General features: G+C 48.6%; 19 protein-coding genes and 1 tRNA gene. 6 read left to right on the top strand and 14 right to left on the bottom strand.

What is annotated here, in order from left to right; genetic code table 11:
* Nucleotides 1-51 precede the first annotated feature (51 nt).
* Nucleotides 52-672 (top strand): outer membrane lipoprotein periplasmic chaperone LolA, encoded by a 621-nt coding sequence (gene lolA, locus HMPREF2865_RS08245; RefSeq protein ID WP_070646695.1) that lies wholly within the window; start codon nt 52-54, stop codon nt 670-672.
* Between the two features lie 76 nt (nt 673-748).
* Here lolA and glmM read toward each other — a convergent pair whose 3' ends face one another.
* Together glmM and HMPREF2865_RS08235 are read right to left on the bottom strand one after the other, a co-directional pair.
* Nucleotides 749-2,086: a phosphoglucosamine mutase gene (gene glmM / locus HMPREF2865_RS08240; RefSeq protein WP_070646694.1), complete on the bottom strand. Its 1,338-nt coding sequence runs from the start codon at nt 2,084-2,086 to the stop codon at nt 749-751.
* 199 nt (nt 2,087-2,285) lie between these two features.
* The gene (locus HMPREF2865_RS08235) at nt 2,286-3,143 is read right to left on the bottom strand and encodes a c-type cytochrome (RefSeq protein ID WP_070646693.1); all 858 of its coding nucleotides are present in this window, start codon (nt 3,141-3,143) and stop codon (nt 2,286-2,288) included.
* Nucleotides 3,144-3,428: 285 nt separating this feature from the next.
* On the opposite strand from HMPREF2865_RS08235, the gene HMPREF2865_RS08230 reads away from it, so the two are divergent.
* Nucleotides 3,429-3,504, top strand: a tRNA-Arg gene (locus HMPREF2865_RS08230).
* 91 nt (nt 3,505-3,595) lie between these two features.
* On the opposite strand, the gene HMPREF2865_RS08225 is transcribed toward HMPREF2865_RS08230, so the two are convergent.
* Both HMPREF2865_RS08225 and HMPREF2865_RS08220 read right to left on the bottom strand, forming a co-directional pair.
* On the bottom strand, nt 3,596-4,789 hold the full coding sequence (locus tag HMPREF2865_RS08225) for an amino acid aminotransferase (protein ID WP_070583815.1): 1,194 nt from the start codon (nt 4,787-4,789) through the stop codon (nt 3,596-3,598).
* 110 nt (nt 4,790-4,899) lie between these two features.
* Nucleotides 4,900-5,673: a FadR/GntR family transcriptional regulator gene (locus HMPREF2865_RS08220; protein WP_070646692.1), complete on the bottom strand. Its 774-nt coding sequence runs from the start codon at nt 5,671-5,673 to the stop codon at nt 4,900-4,902.
* A gap of 393 nt (nt 5,674-6,066) precedes the next feature.
* Here HMPREF2865_RS08220 and HMPREF2865_RS08215 point away from each other — a divergent pair, with 393 nt between their 5' ends.
* The 3 genes from HMPREF2865_RS08215 to HMPREF2865_RS08200 all read left to right on the top strand — a co-directional run bounded on the left by HMPREF2865_RS08215 (nt 6,067) and on the right by HMPREF2865_RS08200 (nt 10,943).
* On the top strand, nt 6,067-7,710 hold the full coding sequence (locus HMPREF2865_RS08215; RefSeq protein WP_070461656.1) for a lactate permease LctP family transporter: 1,644 nt from the start codon (nt 6,067-6,069) through the stop codon (nt 7,708-7,710).
* A 197-nt stretch (nt 7,711-7,907) separates the two neighbouring features.
* Nucleotides 7,908-8,755, top strand: a protein-coding gene (locus HMPREF2865_RS11755; RefSeq protein ID WP_107769225.1) for an IS630 family transposase whose coding sequence is annotated in 2 segments (ribosomal slippage) — nt 7,908-8,223 and nt 8,223-8,755 — 849 coding nt in all. Because the reading frame shifts where the segments join, the coding sequence is not laid out codon by codon here.
* 211 nt (nt 8,756-8,966) lie between these two features.
* Nucleotides 8,967-10,943 carry a TonB-dependent copper receptor gene (locus tag HMPREF2865_RS08200; protein WP_070646691.1) on the top strand — a complete coding sequence of 659 codons (1,977 nt, stop codon included), beginning with the start codon at nt 8,967-8,969 and terminating at the stop codon, nt 10,941-10,943.
* 127 nt (nt 10,944-11,070) lie between these two features.
* Here the strand turns inward: HMPREF2865_RS08200 and HMPREF2865_RS08195 are convergent, their stop codons facing one another.
* The 4 genes from HMPREF2865_RS08195 to HMPREF2865_RS08180 form a co-directional block, all read right to left on the bottom strand.
* A complete protein-coding gene (locus HMPREF2865_RS08195) occupies nt 11,071-12,408 on the bottom strand; it encodes a sodium-dependent transporter (protein WP_070646690.1) in 1,338 nt (445 codons plus the stop codon).
* A 267-nt stretch (nt 12,409-12,675) separates the two neighbouring features.
* Complete coding sequence (locus HMPREF2865_RS08190) at nt 12,676-13,581, bottom strand: metal ABC transporter solute-binding protein, Zn/Mn family (protein WP_141752537.1); 906 nt, start codon at nt 13,579-13,581, stop codon at nt 12,676-12,678.
* 79 nt (nt 13,582-13,660) lie between these two features.
* Nucleotides 13,661-14,536 carry a metal ABC transporter permease gene (locus tag HMPREF2865_RS08185; RefSeq protein ID WP_003685375.1) on the bottom strand — a complete coding sequence of 292 codons (876 nt, stop codon included), beginning with the start codon at nt 14,534-14,536 and terminating at the stop codon, nt 13,661-13,663.
* 76 nt (nt 14,537-14,612) lie between these two features.
* Nucleotides 14,613-15,338: a metal ABC transporter ATP-binding protein gene (locus HMPREF2865_RS08180; RefSeq protein WP_210399362.1), complete on the bottom strand. Its 726-nt coding sequence runs from the start codon at nt 15,336-15,338 to the stop codon at nt 14,613-14,615.
* A 270-nt stretch (nt 15,339-15,608) separates the two neighbouring features.
* On the opposite strand from HMPREF2865_RS08180, the gene HMPREF2865_RS08170 reads away from it, so the two are divergent.
* The gene (locus HMPREF2865_RS08170; protein WP_070646687.1) at nt 15,609-15,905 is read left to right on the top strand and encodes a DUF2288 domain-containing protein; all 297 of its coding nucleotides are present in this window, start codon (nt 15,609-15,611) and stop codon (nt 15,903-15,905) included.
* A 65-nt stretch (nt 15,906-15,970) separates the two neighbouring features.
* Here HMPREF2865_RS08170 and apaG read toward each other — a convergent pair whose 3' ends face one another.
* The 6 genes from apaG to hpnD form a co-directional block, all read right to left on the bottom strand.
* Nucleotides 15,971-16,339: a Co2+/Mg2+ efflux protein ApaG gene (gene apaG / locus HMPREF2865_RS08165; protein WP_003682575.1), complete on the bottom strand. Its 369-nt coding sequence runs from the start codon at nt 16,337-16,339 to the stop codon at nt 15,971-15,973.
* A gap of 96 nt (nt 16,340-16,435) precedes the next feature.
* Nucleotides 16,436-16,924 (bottom strand): phosphatidylglycerophosphatase A family protein, encoded by a 489-nt coding sequence (locus HMPREF2865_RS08160; RefSeq protein ID WP_070647194.1) that lies wholly within the window; start codon nt 16,922-16,924, stop codon nt 16,436-16,438.
* Entirely contained in the window at nt 16,917-17,873 is a 957-nt protein-coding gene (gene thiL, locus HMPREF2865_RS08155) for a thiamine-phosphate kinase (RefSeq protein ID WP_070646686.1), read from the bottom strand. Before thiL ends, HMPREF2865_RS08160 begins: the two co-directional genes overlap by 8 nt.
* Before the next feature lie 187 nt (nt 17,874-18,060).
* A complete protein-coding gene (locus HMPREF2865_RS08150; protein WP_003682583.1) occupies nt 18,061-18,780 on the bottom strand; it encodes an SDR family oxidoreductase in 720 nt (239 codons plus the stop codon).
* Nucleotides 18,781-18,875: 95 nt separating this feature from the next.
* On the bottom strand, nt 18,876-20,180 hold the full coding sequence (gene hpnE, locus HMPREF2865_RS08145) for a hydroxysqualene dehydroxylase HpnE (RefSeq protein ID WP_070461647.1): 1,305 nt from the start codon (nt 20,178-20,180) through the stop codon (nt 18,876-18,878).
* The gene (gene hpnD / locus HMPREF2865_RS08140) at nt 20,177-21,025 is read right to left on the bottom strand and encodes a presqualene diphosphate synthase HpnD (protein ID WP_070646685.1); all 849 of its coding nucleotides are present in this window, start codon (nt 21,023-21,025) and stop codon (nt 20,177-20,179) included. Before hpnD ends, hpnE begins: the two co-directional genes overlap by 4 nt.
* Nucleotides 21,026-21,371 lie beyond the last annotated feature (346 nt).

The following is a 21,371-nucleotide window of genomic DNA, read 5'->3' as shown; positions in this document are numbered from 1 at the left end:
TACACCATAACGTCTATACTGAACCCATCTCTCCGAACAAGGAACCAAAACATGAAAACTACCCGACTGTTCACCCTGACCGCTGCCGCGCTGCTTTCTTCAGCCATCGGCTTTGCACAAGCCGGCGCAGTGGATGCCCTGAAAAAATTCAATAATGACGCTGACGGTATCAGCGGCAACTTCAGCCAAACCGTTCACAGCAAAAAGAAAACCCAAACCACACACGGTACATTCAAAATCCTGCGCCCTGGCTTGTTCAAATGGGAATACACCAAACCCTACAAACAAACCATTGTTGGCGACGGCAAAACCATTTGGCTCTATGACGTAGATTTGGCGCAAGTAACCAAGTCCTCACAAGACCAAACCATCGGTGACAGCCCTGCCGCCATCCTCTCCAACAAAACGGCATTGGACAGCAGCTACACGCTGAAAGAGGATGGTTCTGCCAACGGTATCGACTACGTTTTGGCTACGCCTAAGAAAAACAATGCCGGCTATCAATACATCCGTATCGGCTTCAAAGACGACAACCTCGCCGCCATGCAGCTGAAAGACAGCTTCGGCAACCAAACCAGCATCAGCTTCAGCGGTTTGAACACCAAGCCTAACCTTTCCAGCGGTATGTTCAAATTTACGCCTCCTAAAGGCGTTGATGTCTTGAGCAACTAAGCTTCCAATAAAACACAAAGGCCGTCTGAACAACAGACGGCCTTTTATTTAGTTCAATTCAATATCAAACACACTGTTACTTTTGACCTTGAATGGCAGCGGCAATTTTTTCTGCGCCTTTTTTCGCCCAGTCTGCCTGCTTGGCCTCCACCATCACGCGCACGACAGGCTCGGTACCGGATGCGCGCAAGACCACGCGGCCTTTGCCTTCGAGTTCTTTTTCCACTTCAGCCAAAGCTTCTTTGGAAGCGTCCTGCCAGTTTTGGCCTTTTTTGATGTGGACGTTAATCATGGTTTGCGGATACGGCTGCCAATCGGCGCAAACGGTGGCAAGGTCTTGATTCAAGGTTTGCAATGCGGCCAAAACTTGCAGCGCGGAAATGATGCCGTCGCCGGTATTGTGTTTGTCCATGCACAAAATATGGCCACTGGCTTCGCCGCCAATCAGCCAACCGCGTTGATGAAGCTGTTCCAACACATAGCGGTCGCCCACTTTGGCGCGGCAGAAATCAACGCCCTGCTCTTTCAAAGCAACTTCCATCGCCATATTGGTCATTACCGTACCTACCACGCCGCCGATTTCCACGCCTTCGTGCGCGCGTGCTTTGGCAATCACATAAATCAAGCTGTCGCCGTCATACACTTTGCCATTGCGGTCAACCATCATCAAACGGTCGCCATCGCCATCCAAGGCAATACCGTAATCGGCTTCATTTTGCAATACAGCCGCTTGCAGAGCTTTCGGATGGGTTGCCCCACATTTCTCATTGATGTTGTAGCCGTTTGGCTCATCACCGATACTGACCACTTGCGCACCCAATTCGTGGAATACTTTAGGCGCAACTGCATAGCCTGCACCATTGGCGGTATCGACCACCAATTTCAGACCGCGCAAGTCCAAATGGCTTGGGAAAGTGGATTTACAGAACTCGATATAGCGGTCATCCGCACCATTAATCCGGCGCGCACGGCCCAAACGGCTGGACGGCTGGGTTTTCATTTCCTCATCGATTTTGGCTTCAATTTCCAACTCGATTTCATCGCTCAGCTTCACACCGCCTTCGGCAAAGAATTTAATGCCGTTGTCGGAATAAACGTTATGGGAAGCAGAAATCATCACACCGGCAGACAAACGCAAAGCACGGGTCAGATACGCTACGCCCGGGGTTGGCAGAGGGCCGGTTTGAATAACATTGACACCGGCGGCGGTAAAACCGGCAATCAGCGCAGCTTCCAGCATATAGCCTGAAATACGCGTGTCTTTGCCGATTAAGACGGTTGGTTTGATTTCGCCTTCGTGCTGCACCAAAACCTGACCTGCCGCATAGCCTAATTTCAAGACAAAATCAGGATTGATAGGAAACTGACCGACTTCGCCACGCACACCGTCAGTACCGAAATATTTTTTTGCCATGAGATAACTCCGTGATTGTTTTGTCGTATGTGAATATAGTTAAACTTCTTTAAAAGAATATTGTGTTTGAAGGCCGTCTGAATCTTTCAGACAAACTACAATCTAGTACTCTCGTATTATAGCAAGATCAGGCCTTCCTGCACGAAAAAAGCGCATCCTATGCAGAATGCGCTTTCTATTCGAGAGTCAAAGTCAAATCTTAGAATTTAGCACCAGATTGATTAGCCATGTAATCAACTGCAGCTTTCACTTCATCATCACTCAGACTGCCGTTACCGCCTTTGGCAGGCATTGCGTTAAAGCCTTCGATTGCATGTTTGTGCAGGGTGTCTTTACCTTGTTTGATACGAGGAGCCCAGTCTTCTTTTTTACCTACATGAGGAACACCGGGAACCGCACCGCCGTGACATGCTTGGCAGCTGGCTTCGTAAACTTTTTTACCGTCTGCACCACCGGCAGCTGCGCCTTTGTCTTCAGCTTTGGCAGCGTCTGCTTTAGGAGCATCTGCAGGAGCCACACCCTCAGCTGCTGGAGCTGAAGCAGCTTCGCCGGAAGCAGCGGCATCGGCAGGAGCCGCAGCATCAGGATCGGGGAAAGTACCGCCGGCTTTGTTGGCCATATAAGTAATCACGCGTTTCAATTCTTGGTCGGTCAAATCAGCCGCACCGCCTTTGGCAGGCATTGCGTTGAAACCATTCAAAGCGTGTTGGAACAAGGTATCAAAGCCTTGGGCGATACGAGGAGCCCAATCGCCTTTGTTTTCAAATTTAGGCGCATTAGGAACGATACTGTCCGCCGCGTGACATTGGATACAGATTTTGTTGAAAATCTGGTCACCTTGGCGTTCGCCAACAGGAATGCCGTCGCCCATTTTGAGTTGGCCGACTGGCTGGATACGGGTTTGAGTCGCAGCTTCGGTTGTTTCGGCAACATCGCCGAATGAACCGCTTCCCGCCAGTTTGATCAGGAAGTAAATCACTGCAATGACAATAACGATACCGCTCACAAGGGTGAACAATGCAGAGCCTTGGGCTTTGTGGTCGCGGAGTTGTTTCATTTGGTAGGCCTCGCCGTTAGGTTAGGTTGTGCTGTAAGTTATAGTTTATGTGTTAAACGCAATTAACAATATTTTGCTGGATTATACTGAATTCGCAAAGGCTTTCCAATCCATCTTGAGAAAAAGATACGCAAAAATCCTCAAAAAGGCCGTCTGAAATCTATAAGCCTTTGTAGTTAATTGATTATTCCAGCCATGCAAAAAAGTGACCGCCAATGCCACTTTCAGACACTTTCAAGATAAACTTTGCCAATAAAGCCAATATGCGTTAACCTTACGGCTTTCGCACCCATAGCTCAGTTGGAAGAGTGTCAGTTTCCGAAGCTGGAGGTCACAGGTTCGATCCCTGTTGGGTGCGCCAATTATAAATAGGCCGTCTGAAAGATGAAAATTTTTCAGACGGCCTTTTGATTTACTTCAAATAAAACTACATTCAATTTCAGATTGCATGGCTATTGCAACACTTTGGCAAATGCCTCGGCCACATAATCGATATTTGATGCATTCAAACCGGCCACACACATCCTGCCCGAATCCAACAGATAAACAGCAAATTCGTCACGCAAGCGGTGTACCTGCTCTACGGTTAGGCCTGTATAGCTGAACATACCGCGCTGTTTGATGAAATAGCTGAAATCGCGATTGGGAATTTTGGCCGTCAAAACATCATAAAGTTTCTGACGCATGGCACGGATGCGGTCGCGCATGGCGTAAACCTCGTTTTCCCACAAAGCGCGCAGCTCCTCGCTGTTCATCACATCAGAAGCGATGTATGCGCCATGCGCGGCAGGGCTGGAATAAATACGGCGGACGGTAAATTTCAACTGTCCGAACACCAGCTCTGCTTCTTCCTTATTGGGACACACTACGCTCAAACCGCCGACGCGCTCTCCGTACAGCGACAGGTTTTTCGAGAAAGAGTTGCTGACAAACAAAGGTAGTCCCATTTCGACGGCTTTACGGATTGCATAGGCATCGCTGTCCAAATCCTCGCCGAAACCTTGATAGGCAATATCCATAAACGGAATCAGCTTGTGCGTTTTAATGATGTTCAACACTTCATCCCATTGCGCTTGCGACATATCTACGCCGGTCGGGTTTTGACAGCATGGATGTAAAATCAAGACGCTGTTTTCCGGCAATGTTTTGAAAAACGCAGTCATCTCTTCAAATTTCACGCCGACGGTTTTAGAGTTGTAATAAGGATACGCCCCCACTTCAAAACCTGCGCCTTCAAAAATACCCTTATGGTTGTCCCAAGTCGGGTCGCTGACATAGGCTTTCGCTTCAGGGAACCAACGGTGCAAAAAGTCGGCACCGACTTTCAACGCCCCCGAGCCGCCCAAGGTCTGTATGGTCGCAACGCGCCCTTCTGCCAACGCCGGATTATCCTGCCCAAACAGCAAACGCTGAACCGCGCTTCGGTAAGTGTCCAAACCTTCCATCGGCAGATAAGGCGATGGGCGCGGTACGGCCGCATGCTCTGCTTCTGCCCGGAGGACAGATTCCAAAACCGGCATTTTGCCTTCGCCATCAAAATAAATGCCTATGCTCAAATTGACTTTTTCAGAACGCTCGTCGCGTTTGAAGGTTTCAACCAAACTCAAAATCGGGTCGCCCGGATAATACTCGACATGACGGTACATGGTGCTTCCTTTGTTTTTAGACAGAATGGGGAAGATTGTGGCACTAAAAAGCCTTATTTGCAAAATCAGGCCGTCTGAAAAAATTCAGACGGCCTGATTATTTTTAAACGCTACCAATCTACCCGTTTCAAATCATTTTGCGCCAATACGTCCGCATGCTCGCTGTGGCTTTGATATTCCCTGTCCTGCAAAATGCGGCGGGCGACATAATTCAAATGCAGTTTTGCCGCTTCCGCCGCCCCGGCTGGTTTGGCCTGGACAATGGCTTCAAAAATAGCACTGTGCTGGGCAATCAGCGTCGGGCGCGGGTCTTCGGTTTGATGGATATAGATAATGCCGCTGCGTGTTTGCTGATAAAGCATTTTGAGCAGGCTGCTGGAAAGGTGGCTGAACAGGATATTGTGTGCGGCATCGGCAATGGTTTGATGGAAGCTAACGTCTGCTTCGGCTTGATGCTCCAAATTTCCGCTTTCGCAGGCCGCTTCAAATTTCTGCCGCCAAAAGTCAATCCGTTTCAAGTCGGCGTCAGTCCGTCTTTCGGCGGCCAGTGCCGCCATACAGCCTTCAACGTGACAGCTGAAATCGAAAACGTCGGTTTCCCAGTTGGTATGTTTGCCGAGCAATTCCTGCCAGCTTTGGAGGAAATCTTGTTGCGGTTTGACGGAAACGTAATAGCCATCGCCCTGACGCGCTTCCAAAACCTGCCGCGCAATCAGGATGTTCAGCGCGACCCTGACCGAGGGGCGCGATACGCCGAATTCTTCCGCCAAGGTACGTTCGGGCGGGATTTTGCCGCCTTTTTCGTAAACGCCAGTCGCAATCCGTTCTTCTAATATCGACAATATTTGGTCGCTGATTTTTTGTGGCCGAACCAGTTTTGTCATTGTAATTCCTCTTTTTCTTCATATTTTCCTATGAAGAAGACTCAAATCCGATAATGTGATGCGGCAGGTCGTCTGAAATGGCAATCTGCGTCAAAATTGGCATGACCAAATTGGTGTGCCCAATGTCGCGGTATTCTAATTAACCGGCCATATCCCGTCAATATGGCTTGTTCTACCCGAATATGGTTTAAAACTATATCGGGTTACATTTTTACAATTCATATAATGTTTTGTTTTATTTAAAATTAAATAACAATTTTGCACTTATGTAGCAAGGTTGCTTAAAAAAATAATTGACTGCCATATTAAAGTTTCGTAAAGTGTCCTCCGTTCAAAAAATTGGTTTTACCAATTTAGGAAAGTATATTAGAAAAATATTCGGAGATTTTCCCAATGGAAACTTGGATTCAAAACTATACCGCAGTGGGCGGCAGCCTGTATTTGACGGCAGCCGTCGCCCTCCTGCCCATTATCTTTTTCTTTGTTGCACTGACCGTCTTGAAGCTCAAGGGTTATCAGGCGGGGCTTTATACGCTGCTGATTGCACTTGGCGTTGCCGTATTAGGTTTCGGAATGCCTGCGGGCATGGCGGTTTCTTCCGCGCTGTACGGCTTTGCCTACGGTTTGTGGCCGATTGCATGGATTATCGTTACTGCTGTGTTCCTGTATAAAATTACTGTGAAAACAGGGCAGTTCGACATCATCCGCGCTTCCGTGATTTCGATTACCGAAGACCAACGCCTGCAAATGTTGCTGGTTGGCTTCTCCTTCGGCGCATTCCTCGAAGGTGCGGCAGGCTTCGGCGCGCCGGTGGCGATTACCGCCTCGTTGTTGGTGGGCTTAGGCTTTAACCCGCTCTACGCCGCCGGTTTGTGTTTGATTGCCAATACCGCACCCGTGGCTTTCGGTGCGATGGGTATTCCAATCTTGGTTGCCGGTCAAGTGTCCAACCTCGACCCTTACCACATCGGTCAGGTCGCCGGCCGCCAACTGCCGATCCTGTCGATTATCGTTCCTTTCTGGTTGGTCGCCATGATGGACGGTATGCGCGGCATACGCCAAACTTGGCCTGCCGTATTGGTGGCAGGCGTGTCTTTCGCCACTACCCAGTTCATTACCGCCAACTTCATCGGCCCCGAGTTACCCGACGTGACCTCCGCATTGGTCAGCCTGGTCTGCCTGTCTGCCTTCCTGAAAAAATGGCAGCCTAAAGAAATCTTCACCTTCAACGGCATGAAAAAACCGTCCGAACGCAAAGCGGGCGAATACACTGCCGGGCAAATCATCAAAGCCTGGTCGCCTTTCGCCATCCTGACCGTTTTCGTCAGCGTGTGGACGATTAAGGGTGTTAAAGAGGCTTTGGGCGTTGCCACCATCAAATTCGACTGGCCGATGCTGCACAACTTGGTACAAAAAGCCGCGCCCATCGTCAGCGAACCGACACCATACGCCGCCGTGTTCAAAATTGACCTCCTCGGCGCAGTCGGTACGGCAATCCTGTTTGCTTCCATCGTTTCCGCCGCTTTGCTGAAAATGAAACCCTCCGAAGCCGTCAGCACTTTCTTTGAAACGCTCAAAGAACTGCGCCTGTCCATCCTGTCTATCGGCTTGGTACTTGGCTTTGCATTCGTGGCAAACTATTCAGGCCTGTCGTCCACATTGGCACTCGTCCTCGCCGCCACCGGCACCGTGTTCCCGTTCTTCTCGCCGTTCCTCGGCTGGCTGGGCGTATTCCTGACCGGTTCGGACACCTCCGCCAACGCGCTCTTCGGTTCGCTGCAAGCCAGCACCGCGCATCAAATCAACGTCGTACCCGAGCTGACCGTCGCTGCCAACACCACCGGCGGCGTGACCGGCAAAATGATTTCGCCGCAATCCATCGCCATCGCCTGCGCGGCAGTCGGTCTGGAAGGCAAAGAATCCAACCTGTTCCGCTTCACCGTGAAACACAGCTTGATTTTCTGTACCTTCGTCGGCCTGCTGACCCTGCTGCAAGCTTATGTTTTGCCGTGGACGCTGGTTTTCTTCAACAAATAAGCCAACCGGCTTGAAATAAAAGGTCGTCTGAAATCCAATTTGGGTTTCAGACGACCTTTTTGTCGTTGTGGGCGTGATCGGGTTTACCGTCATTTCCGTTTCGTTTAAACAGTAGGGGAATGCGTGAATCGAAGATGGCTTAAGTTATAGTCAATTAAAAACAAAATGGTACAATACTCAACTTTGAAGGTTTAACCATGGCATACTCTGCGGACTTAAGAAACAAAGCTTTAAACTATTACGAACAATGCAAAAACATCAGCCAAACCGCAGCAACGTTTAACTTGTCAAGAAACACGCTTTACCTGTGGATTCGCCTTAAAAAACAAACAGGCAGCCTAAAACATCAAGTTACCGGTCTAAATGCCGTCAAATTGGATAGGCAAAAACCGGCTCAATATGTTGGGCAACACCAGGATGCCTATCTGCATAAAATCGCCAAACATTTTGATTGTACGCCAGCCGCCGTTTGCTATGCACTCAAACAGATGGGGATGACGCGCAAAAAAAGACCACCACTTACAAAGAACAAGATCCGGCCAAAGTAACGCATTATTTGACACAGCTGGCCGAATTTTCCGACTACCAACGCGTTTATTTGGATGAAACAGGATTTGACCGCTACCTGTTCCGTCCCTATGCCCGCAGCCTGAAAGGGCAAATAGTGAAAGCGCAGATAAGTGGAAAAAGATACCGACGCTTATCTCTGGTGTCCGCACAAGTCGGCAACCGGCTGATTGCTCCGATGGTTTATCAAAATACGATGACCGGAGTCTTTTTTGAAGCGTGGTTTCAGCAATGCCTACGGCCCGCATTGACTCAAAAATCGGTGATTATTTTAGATAATGCGCGATTTCACCGTATGGGTGTCTTACGGGAAATGGCGGAAAAATTGGGACATAAGGTATTGCCTCTTGCACCTTATTCACCTGAGCTCAACCCGATTGAGAAGGTGTGGGCGAATATTAAGCGGTATCTGCGAACCGTATTGTCTGATTACGCCCGATTTGACGATGCGTTACTGTCCTATTTTGATTTTAATTGACTATAATTCAAACACATTCATTTTTATTGATTAACCTCACCAATGTCTTCAAATCAATATTTTGGTATGACCAATCTTAATAAACAACCTATACGCCAAAAATCTGAAAATATTGATTTAGATTAAAATCCCACTGCTTCTATTTCACTAGACTTTATGTATAATACCTAGGTATTAGTTAATATAATTCCTAATAATAGAGAGAAACGATATGAAATACCCACCATTACTTATCTTGCCTATCGTCTTAGCCGTATCCCAAGCATGGGCAGAGACTAACCCTACACCTGAAGAAACGGTTACCCTTTCCCCTGTCACCGTCACCGGCACACAACAAGAAAAAGCCAACCGCGTTACTTTCAACCCCAAAGCTGCTTTGCAACCCCTCCCTGCCGGCGACGGGGCAGACCTTTTGCAATCCGTACCTAATATGAGCATCATCCGCAAAGGCGGCAGCTCGGGCGATCCGTTATTTCGCGGTTTGGGCGGTTCGCGCCTCTCCGTCAATGCCGACGACCAGTTTATTTATGGCGGTTGCGGTATGCGCATGGACCCGCCGACTGCCTATATCCACCCAAATTCATTTGACAAAGTTGTGGTTACCAAAGGCCCGCAAACTGTTACCCAAGGTATGGGCTTGGTCAGCGGCTCGGTGCAATTTATCCGTAAAGATCCTGATTTCACTGAAAAACCTTACAACATCAATACCACTCTGACGGCGGGCAGCAACGACCGCCTTGACGGCTCGCTGGAAGCCGAGTTCGGCGGCAAATACGGCTATGTCCGTACCAATATCTCCCATAACGAAGCCGACGATTACAAAGACGGCGACGGCAACCGCATTCACTCCCACTTCAAACGCGACAGCCAAATGTTGCAACTGGGTGTTACTCCGACAGAAAACACCACCATTGCCGGCACATACGAGCGCAGCAGAGCCAAGGTTGCCTACGCCGACCGCATGATGGACGGCAGCAAATTCGACCGTGATGCGTGGAATATCCGTTTTACCCAACGCAACCTCACACCATGGTTCAGCGAGTTGGAACTGCGCTACGGTAAAAGCGAAATTGACCACGTGATGGACACATACAGCCTGCGTACCATCTACAATCCTGCCGGCAAGCAGATTAAAAATGCCAACAACCCTAAACGCAATACCGATACAGGCCGTCTGAAAGCCACTTTCGACTGGGACAAGCTCAACCTGCAAACCGGTTTGGATTATTTGGATGACGTCCACGTCGCGCGTCATGAGCGTGGTGGCGACGGCTACAGCCACAAGCCTTACATGCCCAACCAAAGTTTCAAACAATGGGGTATTTTCACCGAAGCTTCTTGGCAGCAAACCGACAATCAACGCTGGGTAGCAGGTTTGCGCCATGACCAAGTCAAAGCGCATTACGATACCGCGCGCGTGACCGACCCCGTTTTGAAACATCAAAAATTCAATTTGAACTCAGGCTTCCTGCGTTGGGAAAGAAATACGGACAATGGCCTGAAATACTATGCCGGCTTCGGTATTGCCGAACGTGCGCCTGACTACTGGGAACGCCTGCGCTCTGAGAACAAAGCCATCCACGCAGAGCAAAACCGCCAAATCGATGCTGGTGTAATCTGGAAACGTCCTAACCTCCACGCATCTGTATCCGTATTCGGCAGCAACATCAAAGACTTCATCATGATGGAACGCCAAGGCATGAATTTCAACGTGCGTAACATCAACGCTTCACGCTTTGGCGGCGAAGCCGAAGTTAAGTGGACATTTGCGCCTAACTGGGAAGTCGGCACCAGCCTCGCCTACACCCACGGCAAAAACCGTACCGACGGCAAACCTTTGGCACAAACTCCGCCGCTCGAGTGGAACAACACCCTCGCCTTTGACAACGGCAAATTCAGCGCGGGCGCATTATGGCGCGTCGTAGCCAAACAAAACCGTTACAGCAAAGGCCAAGGTAATATCGTCGGCCAAGACATCGGTGCCTCTTCAGGCTTTGGCGTACTCTCGCTCAATGCCGGTTGGAAATTCAGCAAATACGCCACATTGCAAGGCGGCGTGGACAACGTGTTCAACAAAACCTATGCTGAATTCGTCAGCCGCGGCGGCGACCCGTCTGCCGGTACACAAACCATGCGCGTGAACGAACCCGGCCGTACTGCATGGCTGAGACTGCAAGCGAAGTTCTAATCAGCCTCGCGCGTATATAAAAAGGCCGTCTGAAAAATTTTCAGACGGCCTTAATATTTTTAAGGATATTTTTAAACAAACAGTCCGTCGAAGCAATGCAACGCCGGACTGTTTTCTCACTATCGGATTAAATCAAACCCAAAGAGTTGATGAACACCACAATAATCGCAATCGGCGCAAGATAGCGAAGCACGCCCAACCACAGGTAAAGCAGCTGTTTCGGAATGGTACTGCCCATGCCCGCATCGCGCAGGACAGACTGTTTGTCCTGAACCCATGATGTAAACACGGCAACGCTCAATGCGCCAATCGGCATGATGACGGCGGAAATAATAAAATCCCACAAATCAAAAATAGTTTTTCCGAAAATCTTAAATTCGCCCCAAACGCCAAATGACAGCGCCGAAGGAATACCGACTATGAAAATCGCAATACCGGTTACCCAAGCGTGGCTGCTGCGCTTTTTCTCGTCTTGGCGGATGGTTGCCGCGATAACGGTTTCCAGCATGGAAAACGCGGAAGTCAGCGTCGCAAAGACAACCAACAGCATAAACACGGCAAACAAATATGTACCCATCGGCATTTTCATGAAGACCGCAGGCAACACAACAAAAATCAAACCTGGGCCTTGGCCGGGCTCAAAACCGAAGGCAAATACCGCAGGGAAAATCACCAAACCGGCCAGTAGCGACACAAACAGGTTCATCCACATAATCATATGGCCGGAGCGGAACATATCCTGATCCTTACCCAAATACGAAGCATAGGTAATCATCGCGGACACACCGATACTCAATGCAAAAAACGCCTGACCCAAAGCAGTCAGCATCGTGCCCGGTTTCAAATACGACCAATCCGGTTTCAACAAGAATGCCACGCCCTCCATTGCGCCGGGCAAGGTCAGCGAACGGATAGCCAGCGCGATAAAGAGGATAAACAAACCCGGCATCAACACGCGGTTTGCCTTTTCAATGCCGTCTGAAACGCCACCTTTGACCACCCAAATGGTAATCAGCATGAACAAGCCTTGGTAAAACAGCGAACCAAACGGCGAAGAAATCGTTTTGCCGAACAAAGCTTCAAAGTTTGCACCAGCATGAATTTCGCCGGTAAAGCTGTGCACGACGTAGTTCAATACCCAGCCGCCGACCACACTGTAAAACGACAGCAAAATAAAACACGCGGCCACACCCATGCGGCCAACCCACGGCCACTGCGAACCCGGGCGCAATGCTTTGAAAGAATCGATGGCGTTTTTACCGCCCGTACGGCCGATGTAAAACTCGGCCAGTTGAACCGGCAAAGCCACCAAAATGGTGAAAATCAAAAACAAAAGAAAGAATACGGCGCCGCCGTTGGTACCGGCTGTATAAGGGAATTTCCAAATTGCACCCAAACCGATGGCCGAGCCTGCCGCAGCAAGCACAAAGCCGATTTTAGATGACCAAGATGAATGGTTGCTCATGATGTAATATTAAGAAACGTGAAGATGCCGAATTGTAACAGGGTGAAGTCAAGCCGTGAGTGGCTGGCAGACAGCCGATAAGCAATTCGCACGGATGGTGCGTACTTACCAAGCAAATTGGCATGAATTTTTGATAATTAAACTTCTAATAGCATAAATTTTATTTTTATATTCTAAATTTGACGGTTTATTTTAAAAATAAGCATATAAAAGGCCGTCTGAAACCTTGTTTTTAAGGTTTCAGACGGCCTTTATCCTTAAGCCGCTTTATTTTTTCATGGCATCGGTCAAAACTTTGACATTGTAGCGGTACATGCCGATGTAGCTGTTTGCCGGTGCGCCACCCAATGCATCGGAATACAAACGTCCGCTGACATTAACGCCGGTTTCTTTGGCAATACGGTCAATCATGCGCGTGTCTTTGATATTTTCAGTAAAGACGGCTTTAATGCCCTCGCGTTTGATTTGGCGGATAATGGAAGCCACTTGTTTGGCAGACGGCTCGGCTTCGCTGCTCACGCCTTGAGGGGCGATAAATTCAATATTGTAGCGTTTGCCCATGTAAGAGAACGCGTCGTGTCCGGTCAAGACTTTTCGCTTGGCGGCAGGTACGGCATTAAAGGCAGCCTGCGCATCGCTGTGCAGTTTTTTTAGCTGCATTTGATAGTTGCCCAAACGTTGCTGATAGTAGGTTTTGCCTTCAGGGTCGGCTTGAATCAAAGCATTGGCAACGTTTTGCGCATAAGTACCCATCAGGACGGGGTCGGTCCAAACGTGCGGATCAAACTCGCCGTGATCGTGATGATGGCCTTCGTGATCGTGGTCATGATGATGTCCGCCCTCTTCTGCTTTCAAAGCCTGAATGCCTTTGGTTGCTTCGGCGAAAGGAACTTTACTCTGTTTGACTGCACGCTGTACATCGGCGGCTTCCAAGCCCAAACCGTTAAGCAATACCAATTTGGCACTGCGGATTTTTTTGATGTCGCCACTGGTCATGTGGTAGGCATGGCTGTCTTGGTTGGGGCCCACCAAGCTTTGAATGGCCACACGGTCGCCACCAATCTGTTTGGCCACGTCGCCCAAAATGCTGAAGCTGGTGACAACAGGCAGCGGAGCGGCATAAGCTGCACCGGTCAATAATGCGGCAACGATGCCGAGTTTCCAATGTTTCATATTCTCTCCAGTGATATAACGTAACATTAACATCATCATAAAACAGACCGCCTGATTATTCAAGCGGCCGTCTGAAAAATCATGCCGTGCGGTGTTTCTTGCGGCGCAGCCATTTTGCCAAAATGCCGCCCTCCCAACCGAACACGACGGAAATCAGGTAAAGCGTGCCGCAGCATAAAATAATCGCCGGGCCGGACGGAATTTCGATATGGTAGGAAAACAACAGTCCTGCCAAGCCGCAAAGCAAAGCCAATGCGACAGACAAAATCATCAGCCAACCCATGCTTTTCGCCCACAGTCTGGCGGTAATCGCCGGCAACATCATCAAACCGACCGACATCAGCGTACCCAATGCCTGAAAACCGGCAACCAGATTCATCACGACCAACACTAAAAACAACACATGCCAAAAGCCGCCCTTACCACCGACAGCTTTGAGGAACAAAGGGTCTATGCTTTCCAACACCAGCGGACGGAACATGACCGCCATCAGCAAAATAGTGACGCTCGCAGAAACAGCAATCAGCTGCAAAGCCGGAATATCGACCGCCAACACCGAGCCAAACAACAAATGCAGCAAATCGACGCTGCTGCCGTTTTTGCTGACCAAAACCACGCCGATGGCGAGGCTGCTCAAATAAAATGCGGCAAAGTTCGCGTCTTCTTTCAATGAAGTAAACCGGCTGACCAAACCTGCCAGTAAAGCCATCAGCAAACCGGCTGCAAAACCGCCGACGCTCATTGCAGGCAAACTCAAGCCGGCAAACATATAGCCAATGGCCGCACCGGGCAAAACCGCATGACTCAAGGCATCGCCCACCAAACTCATGCGGCGCATCACCAAAAACACACCGACAGGCGCCGCGCTCAATGCCAAGCAGAAAATTGATGCCAAAGCATAGCGCATAAAGTCAAATTCGGCGAACGGCGCGACGACCAAATCATATAAATCCATGTTTTATCGCTTTTTTATTAATCTCTGAAAGCCTGAGGCCGTCTGAAAAATACTTACTTTCAGACGGCCTTGTCCATTAAACCGCGCACCAATCGGCCGCTTCCTGTTTCTGCATCATTCGGTTTGCCTGTGCCAAAAACTCATCGGTCAACACATTTTCCGTCGCGCCAGCAGTCACTTTTTCACGCGCCAAAAGCAGCGTGTTGGCAAAATATGCCCTCACCTGCTCGTAATCATGCAACACGGCAATCACCGCCTGACCGTCCTGATGGCATTGGCGCAAAACTTCCAACAGCGCATAAGTCGTCCGCGCGTCCACCGCATTAAACGGCTCATCCAGCAACAAAAATTTGGCATCCTGCACCAGCATCCGTGCAAACAATACGCGTTGGAACTGACCATTGGACAAGTGCGCGATTTGGCGTGTAGCAAAATCCTGCATTTCCACGCGTTCCAAAGCCGCCATCACGCGCTTTTTCTGCGCCGCGTTCACGCGCCCAAAAAAGCCGATTTCATACCACAGCCCCATCGCCGCCAGTTCAAACACCGTCATCGGCTGGCTGCGGTCAATATCCGACTGCTGCGGCAGATAGGAAATATCCTTGCGCGCCATATTTTCATAGCGCACGCTGCCCGTGTCCGTCTTCTGCAAGCCCATAATGGCTTTGAGCAAAGTCGATTTGCCCGCGCCGTTCGGCCCGAAAATCGTCCACATCTTGCTATCTTCAAACACCATATCCACATGGTGCACCACCGGCCTTCGCTGATAGCTGACCGTCAGATTTTCCACCACGATACTCATGGCGATACCGCCCAAAAATATACAGCCCACAACGCCACCAATGCGGCAAGCGCAATCAGCAGCCTTTGCAGCAATCCGGTCAACAATACAGAATTCATAAGCCTAAAACCGCCCTTGCCCGAATACGGACAACAGGCCGTCTGAAAGAAAATTAAAACATTAAAATGATACTGTATAACGTTAACCCTGTAAATTTCTTTCGTTTTCAGACGGCATCGGGCAAAAGGCCGAATATCGGTTACAATCCATTTTTTATTTGATGATTGTCCTATGTCTATTCCACTTTTAAACGAAAAACTCAATACCGAAACCGCCCGCATTTCATGGGAAGAGCTGCAACCCCACTTCGCACGCGGTGCCGCCGTCTATGTTGCGCCCGATTTGGATTTGATTGCCGTCGCCCGCCATGTTGCCGAAGATGAAGCCGCACCATTGAAACAATGGATGGAACAAGGCAAATTCGGTACCATCAGCGATGATATGGCGCGTACATTTTTAGCGGATAAGCAGGAAATGTGGGCGGTTGTCGTGGCGCCATGGGTATTGGTACAGCCTTGCAAAGACTGATAAGGCCGTCTGAAAAAACAAAACCGGAACATGCGAAATGTTCCGGTTTTGTTTTTTCAGACGGCCTATTGCAAAGTAAAGCCTGCTTTGAATTCAAGCTTCGGCACCCCGATAACGAAACGTTTGCCGATGCTGTCTTCAAATTCATAAGCGCCTTCGATGCTGCCCCAAGGCGTGCTGATTTGCGAACCGCTGTTGTACTCATAGGCTTCGCCTGGGTACAAAACAGGTTGCTCTTCAATCAGGCCGGCATGACCGACCTGCTCTGTCTCACCGTGTCCGTCGGTGATTTCCCAAAAACGCTGACGCAAAGTAATGATTTCATCACTGCGGTTGCAGATGGTAATCAGATAATTGAAGGCGTAACGGTCGCGATAGACGTCGCTCTGACCGGCCATATAACGCGGCTCCACGTTAATCTCGATTTCATTCATAATTGTTTACCCCGTATGGTATTTATTTTATTTCAATCCGGATAATTCCGGCGTGCCCGCCCTATTTTTGCAAAGGGTCGAAACACTTAAAACGCATCACGCGATCCAATAAAACAGGCCCAAGACCATCAAGGTCATCACAGCCGCAATCAAATCATCAAGCATAATGCCTAAACCTCCATGAATCCGCCGGTCAAACCATTTGATCGGCCATGGTTTCAACGCATCAAACAAGCGGAAAATAATAAAAGCCGCCAGCCACCAGCTCCATCTAAACGGAATCAGCGACAGCACCAACAGCATCGCGACAACTTCATCCCAGACGATACCGCCGTAATCCTGAATGCCCAGTTCCCTCTCGGTATAACCGCAAATGCGGATACCCCAGAAGAACAAGGCGATACACAATAAAAGCAATATCCAGCCGTCTATGCCCAACAGGCACAATACAAAAGCCAGAGGCAATGCTGCCAGCGTTCCGGCCGTACCCGGCGCAACCGGCGACAAGCCGCTGCCGAAACCGAATCCTAAAAAACACAATGGTTTTTGCAACAGCCAAGAAAAAGTAGGTTTACGTTCAGCCAAAATGATCAAATCCTAAAGAAGTCAGTTCCAATACGCCGCCTTCGGTATCCAAAATATTCAGACGGCCTGAGTCAGTCATTTTACCAATTCGGGCGACCGGTACGCCACTTTGTTCCGCTGTCTGACAAACGCGTTCTCTATCTTCTGGAGCAGCAGTAAAAATCAGTTCATAATCATCGCCGCCGGCCAATACTGCCGACAACCATTGCTCGCGCGACAAAACGTTTTTCAATTCAGGCAACGACGGCACACAATCGGCAAATATTTCCGCCCCGACAGCAGAGGCTTTTAAAATATGCCCCACATCTTGAGCCAGGCCGTCTGAAACATCTTGCGCAGCATGGGCAAACGGCAACAATGCCTGACCCAATGAAACACGCGGTTCCGGACGGAGCAATTTATCATCGCAAACTGCCATGATTTCAGACGGCAATTGATAATGCCCCAAATGTTTGTTCAAAGCAGCGGCAGCCAAACCCAACCGACCCGATACCCAAATATCGTCACCGACTTCGGCCGCATCACGCCGCAGGGCACGCCCTGTCGGAACTTCACCTACTATCGTTACATTAAAGACCAAATCGCCTTTAGTGGTATCGCCACCAATCAACACCGTATCAAAACGCGCGGCCAAAGCAAAAAAGCTATCGCAAAAACGTTTGAGCCAGTCTTGATTCAATTCAGGCAGCGCAGCACTGAGCAACACCCAACGTGGCTTGGCACCCATAGCGGCCATATCGGATAAGTTTACTGCAAGCATTTTCCATGCCAAATCTTCAGGCGAAACATCTTCAAAAAAATGTCTGCCCTTAACCAACATATCAGCGCTAAAACATAAATCAAATCCGTTACTTGGGCGAATAATAGCGGCATCGTCCCCTATGCCCAAAATCAGACCTTCCGATTTTTGTCGCTGCAAATATTGTCTGATAAAGTCAAATTCCGTCATATTTATCCAATACAACTATAACTTAGATTACCATATCTAATTTTGTACCAGCCTGATGTTTGCCTGTTAACACGTCAAACATCAAACTTCCATATTATTTAGATATAAAACTCAATAAGTTAAAGGCCGTCTGAATATATAGATTTCAGACGGCCTCATGTTTTCAAACCACTCTGAGCAGGTAGATTTACAGATAGACGATTTCGCCTGTCCGCCCCCTGCTCTCTTGACTTGCCCACCAAATAAATTGCGGCAGGACATCTTCGTAGTTTTTACGTTCGCTTTTCGATTCACCCGGATGAGATTTGATACGTTGTGGCGAATTGATGGCACCCGGCACCAAAACATTGGCACGCAGGTTGTCAAAACGTTCCCACTCGTCCGCGGCCACTTTACACAAATAATTAAGCGCGGCTTTGGAGGCACCGAAACCGCCCCAATAGGCTTGCGGTTTTTCGCCGTGGCTTTCGCCGACAAAAATCACAGAAGCGTCTTCGGATTGCTTCAACAATGGGAACAGCGCACGGGTCAAGCCCATAGGCGCAACGGTATTGATACGGTATTGGTTGACCCATTCCGATACAGTTTGGAAATCTAATGGCGACAAGGCATAGAAATAGCTGGCGCAATGCACCACGCCATCCAATTTTCCGCCGGTTGCTTCATCAATAGTTTCCGCGAATTGCTTAAACTCTTTCTCCTCCGCGCTCATTAAATCAAAGCAGATGGCAAACGGCTCAGGGCTGCCCGCAGCCACAATGGCATCATATACTTTTTCCAAACGCTTTTGATGACGCGCCACCAAAATGACAGTCGCTCCCGCAGCCGCATAAGCTTTGGCAACCTGCTCACCCAAGCCTTGGGATGCGCCGGTAATCAAGATCGTTTTGTTCGCTAATGTCGTCATGACTTTTCCTTGAACTTTATGGTTTCGGATATTGTATCGGCTTGGTAAGTTTTGTAAAGTCAAAAAGGCCGTCTGAACATTCAGACGGCCTCCGTTTATTCAACCTGTAAATCCAGCATAAGCTTTTCAGCCGCTGCAAAGCCAGACTGAACCGCAGCCTCCAATGTTGCCGGATAGCGCGGATGGAGATAGTCGCCGGCCGGATAAATACGGCGATGGTGCAACCATGAGAAATCTGGTTGTACAAAATCAACCGTTGCCGCCGTAGTCGCGCGCTTTTCCGTAATAATGCGTACGGCTTCAGGCTTACCCAAATCCGGACAAATCCGCTTAATGTCCTCATGAGCTTTCTCGGCCAAATCTTTATCCTTCCAAGCCTCGGTGCAATCGGAAACGCTGATGACAACCGCGACTTCATTATCCGGTAAACCCAATGCCCCCCGATGTAACACCCATTGCGCCGTACCATCAGAGAACCCGGTTAAAGGTGCTGGCAGTTTGACTGCTTGGGCATAACGCAAATAAACCGTGGTAATCGCATGGTAACTCAACGATTGATAGGCCGTCTGAATATAGTCAGGCGTATCTTCGGGCAGAAGTGCGTCAACATGATATGGCGCAACAGCCAAAATCACCGCATCAAATACTTCACCATTGATTTTAATTCGGTCATCGATATGATGATTTAAATGTGAAACACGAGTTTCAAGATGTATCTTTGCACCATGCGTGAGTAGGAACGCCAAAGCCGGTTCGGCTACGATCCGCCCTAAATCCTGCTTAGGCAAAAGATAATCGCTGTTCGCCTTTTCAGACCACACGCCATCATTCAATACATTACATAAAATACGCAACGATGCCTGTTCTAACGGAGTATTTAAAGCACCCCAAACCAAAGGTTGCCAAAATTGGCCAAGCAGACTGCGGGGAACATTTCGTGTTCTCAACCACTTTGCAACCGTCAAATCGGTTTTATGATGAGCTGCCCACCGTTGCAATGCCGACATATCCGACAGCAATTTGATTTTCAATGAAAAAGAAAGATTTTTCGCACGCAGGATACCGACAAGCAAATGCCAAGGCGCAGGCAGAGAGGCCGTCTGAAACTGTAATCCTTCATGGATGTACCATTGCAAAGGCTGGCGTAAAAAGGCTGACTCGGGTTTAACACCAATATGTTGCATCAAAGTTTGAACACCATGATACGCGCCCAATAAGATATGCTGTCCATTATCCAAAAAGCTGAATCCATCATCTTTCCCGGACAAGGCACGCGCCCTACCGCCAGCCTGTCTCCCGGCCTCAAACAAAGAAATATCAGCTCGATGAATCAGAGAGACCGCCGCAGACAAACCTGCCCAACCGGCACCAATCACAGCAATTTTTGGACGCTTATTCATGGTTTAAATCCAAACAGCCAAGTTTTCAAAGCAATACGTTTTTTACGGGGAGAAGGAATCGCAATTTTATAAGTCAAAACATTTTGCGCACCATCACGGTCAATTTCATTCAACAACGCATAATAAATAGCCGCCATAATCAGGCCGACTTTTTGCGATTTCTTATCCTCAGCCGGCAAAAACAATATCGCTTCACGATAAGTTTCACGCGCCCTATTCACTTGAAATTTCATCAATTTTGCAAAATTATCTGTCTGTTTGCACTGCATGATTACATTGGCAGGTACGTCAAACTCCTGCATTTCCTCTATCGGCAGATAAATTCTTCCCTGCCGCGCATCTTCGCCCACATCGCGAATAATGTTCGTCAACTGCAAAGCCAACCCCATTTTGTCCGCATATTCCAAAGTTTTTGGATTGGAAAAATCTAAAATCCGCGCAATAAGGCACCCCACTACCCCTGCAACACGGTGACAATACAGCTTTAATTCATCAAAACTACCATAACGAGCCTGCTCCAAATCCATCTGCATGCCATCAATCAAAGCTTCAAATTCATTCTTCGGCAAATCAAAATTTGCCCGAATATCTTTTAAAGCTTGATGAACGGGATGCTCCGGCATCTCATTATTAAATACTTTCTCCAAATCACTGCGCCACCAATTCAACGTTATCTGAGCCACATTCGGATCGGTACAGCCATCAACCACATCATCTAGTTCGCGACAAAAAGCGTATAAAACAGTGATCGCATTTCTTTTTTCTACCGATAAAAAACGAAAGCCGGATAAAAAACTGGAATGGCTTTCTGCAGCCTTTTGATGACAATAATCCAAAGCAAGCACTGTGTATCCTAAAAAATATCGTTATAAATAATTAGCAGGGATTTTATCTGTATTTAAAAAAGTACGCCAATATCAAAAACTCATCTTACAACAAGGCCGTCTGAAAGCTATTCTTAAGTATCTTTCAGACGGCCATATCCTACGTCACCAATATCGAAACCAACAGCATCACCACCAACAGCTGTATCAAAGAGTAGCCCCTCTGTATAGTTGCCCTATTCCGTTTTCCGTCAAATGCTTTTAAGTACATATCTTTCTTCCCTTTATCTTTTCTATCCCCATACAATAAGAGGTTATCCGTCGGGGCGGCGTATACGGCAGTTAACCGTCAGGCTTATTTTTTCAC

Source organism: Neisseria sp. HMSC073G10 (assembly GCF_001812605.1).
Lineage (GTDB): Bacteria > Pseudomonadota > Gammaproteobacteria > Burkholderiales > Neisseriaceae > Neisseria > Neisseria subflava_A.
Note: the sequence above shows the minus strand (reverse complement) of the source record. Positions and strands in the feature narration are given on the sequence as shown.

Coding starts and splice junctions, on each gene's coding strand:
- lolA (WP_070646695.1), top strand. CDS start 52: ATGAAAACTACCCGACTGTTCACCCTGACCGCTGCCGCGCTGCTTTCT.
- glmM (WP_070646694.1), bottom strand. CDS start 2,086: ATGGCAAAAAAATATTTCGGTACTGACGGTGTGCGTGGCGAAGTCGGT.
- HMPREF2865_RS08235 (WP_070646693.1), bottom strand. CDS start 3,143: ATGAAACAACTCCGCGACCACAAAGCCCAAGGCTCTGCATTGTTCACC.
- HMPREF2865_RS08225 (WP_070583815.1), bottom strand. CDS start 4,789: ATGTACCGTCATGTCGAGTATTATCCGGGCGACCCGATTTTGAGTTTG.
- HMPREF2865_RS08220 (WP_070646692.1), bottom strand. CDS start 5,673: ATGACAAAACTGGTTCGGCCACAAAAAATCAGCGACCAAATATTGTCG.
- HMPREF2865_RS08215 (WP_070461656.1), top strand. CDS start 6,067: ATGGAAACTTGGATTCAAAACTATACCGCAGTGGGCGGCAGCCTGTAT.
- HMPREF2865_RS08200 (WP_070646691.1), top strand. CDS start 8,967: ATGAAATACCCACCATTACTTATCTTGCCTATCGTCTTAGCCGTATCC.
- HMPREF2865_RS08195 (WP_070646690.1), bottom strand. CDS start 12,408: ATGAGCAACCATTCATCTTGGTCATCTAAAATCGGCTTTGTGCTTGCT.
- HMPREF2865_RS08190 (WP_141752537.1), bottom strand. CDS start 13,581: ATGAAACATTGGAAACTCGGCATCGTTGCCGCATTATTGACCGGTGCA.
- HMPREF2865_RS08185 (WP_003685375.1), bottom strand. CDS start 14,536: ATGGATTTATATGATTTGGTCGTCGCGCCGTTCGCCGAATTTGACTTT.
- HMPREF2865_RS08180 (WP_210399362.1), bottom strand. CDS start 15,338: ATGAGTATCGTGGTGGAAAATCTGACGGTCAGCTATCAGCGAAGGCCG.
- HMPREF2865_RS08170 (WP_070646687.1), top strand. CDS start 15,609: ATGTCTATTCCACTTTTAAACGAAAAACTCAATACCGAAACCGCCCGC.
- apaG (WP_003682575.1), bottom strand. CDS start 16,339: ATGAATGAAATCGAGATTAACGTGGAGCCGCGTTATATGGCCGGTCAG.
- thiL (WP_070646686.1), bottom strand. CDS start 17,873: ATGACGGAATTTGACTTTATCAGACAATATTTGCAGCGACAAAAATCG.
- HMPREF2865_RS08150 (WP_003682583.1), bottom strand. CDS start 18,780: ATGACGACATTAGCGAACAAAACGATCTTGATTACCGGCGCATCCCAA.
- hpnE (WP_070461647.1), bottom strand. CDS start 20,180: ATGAATAAGCGTCCAAAAATTGCTGTGATTGGTGCCGGTTGGGCAGGT.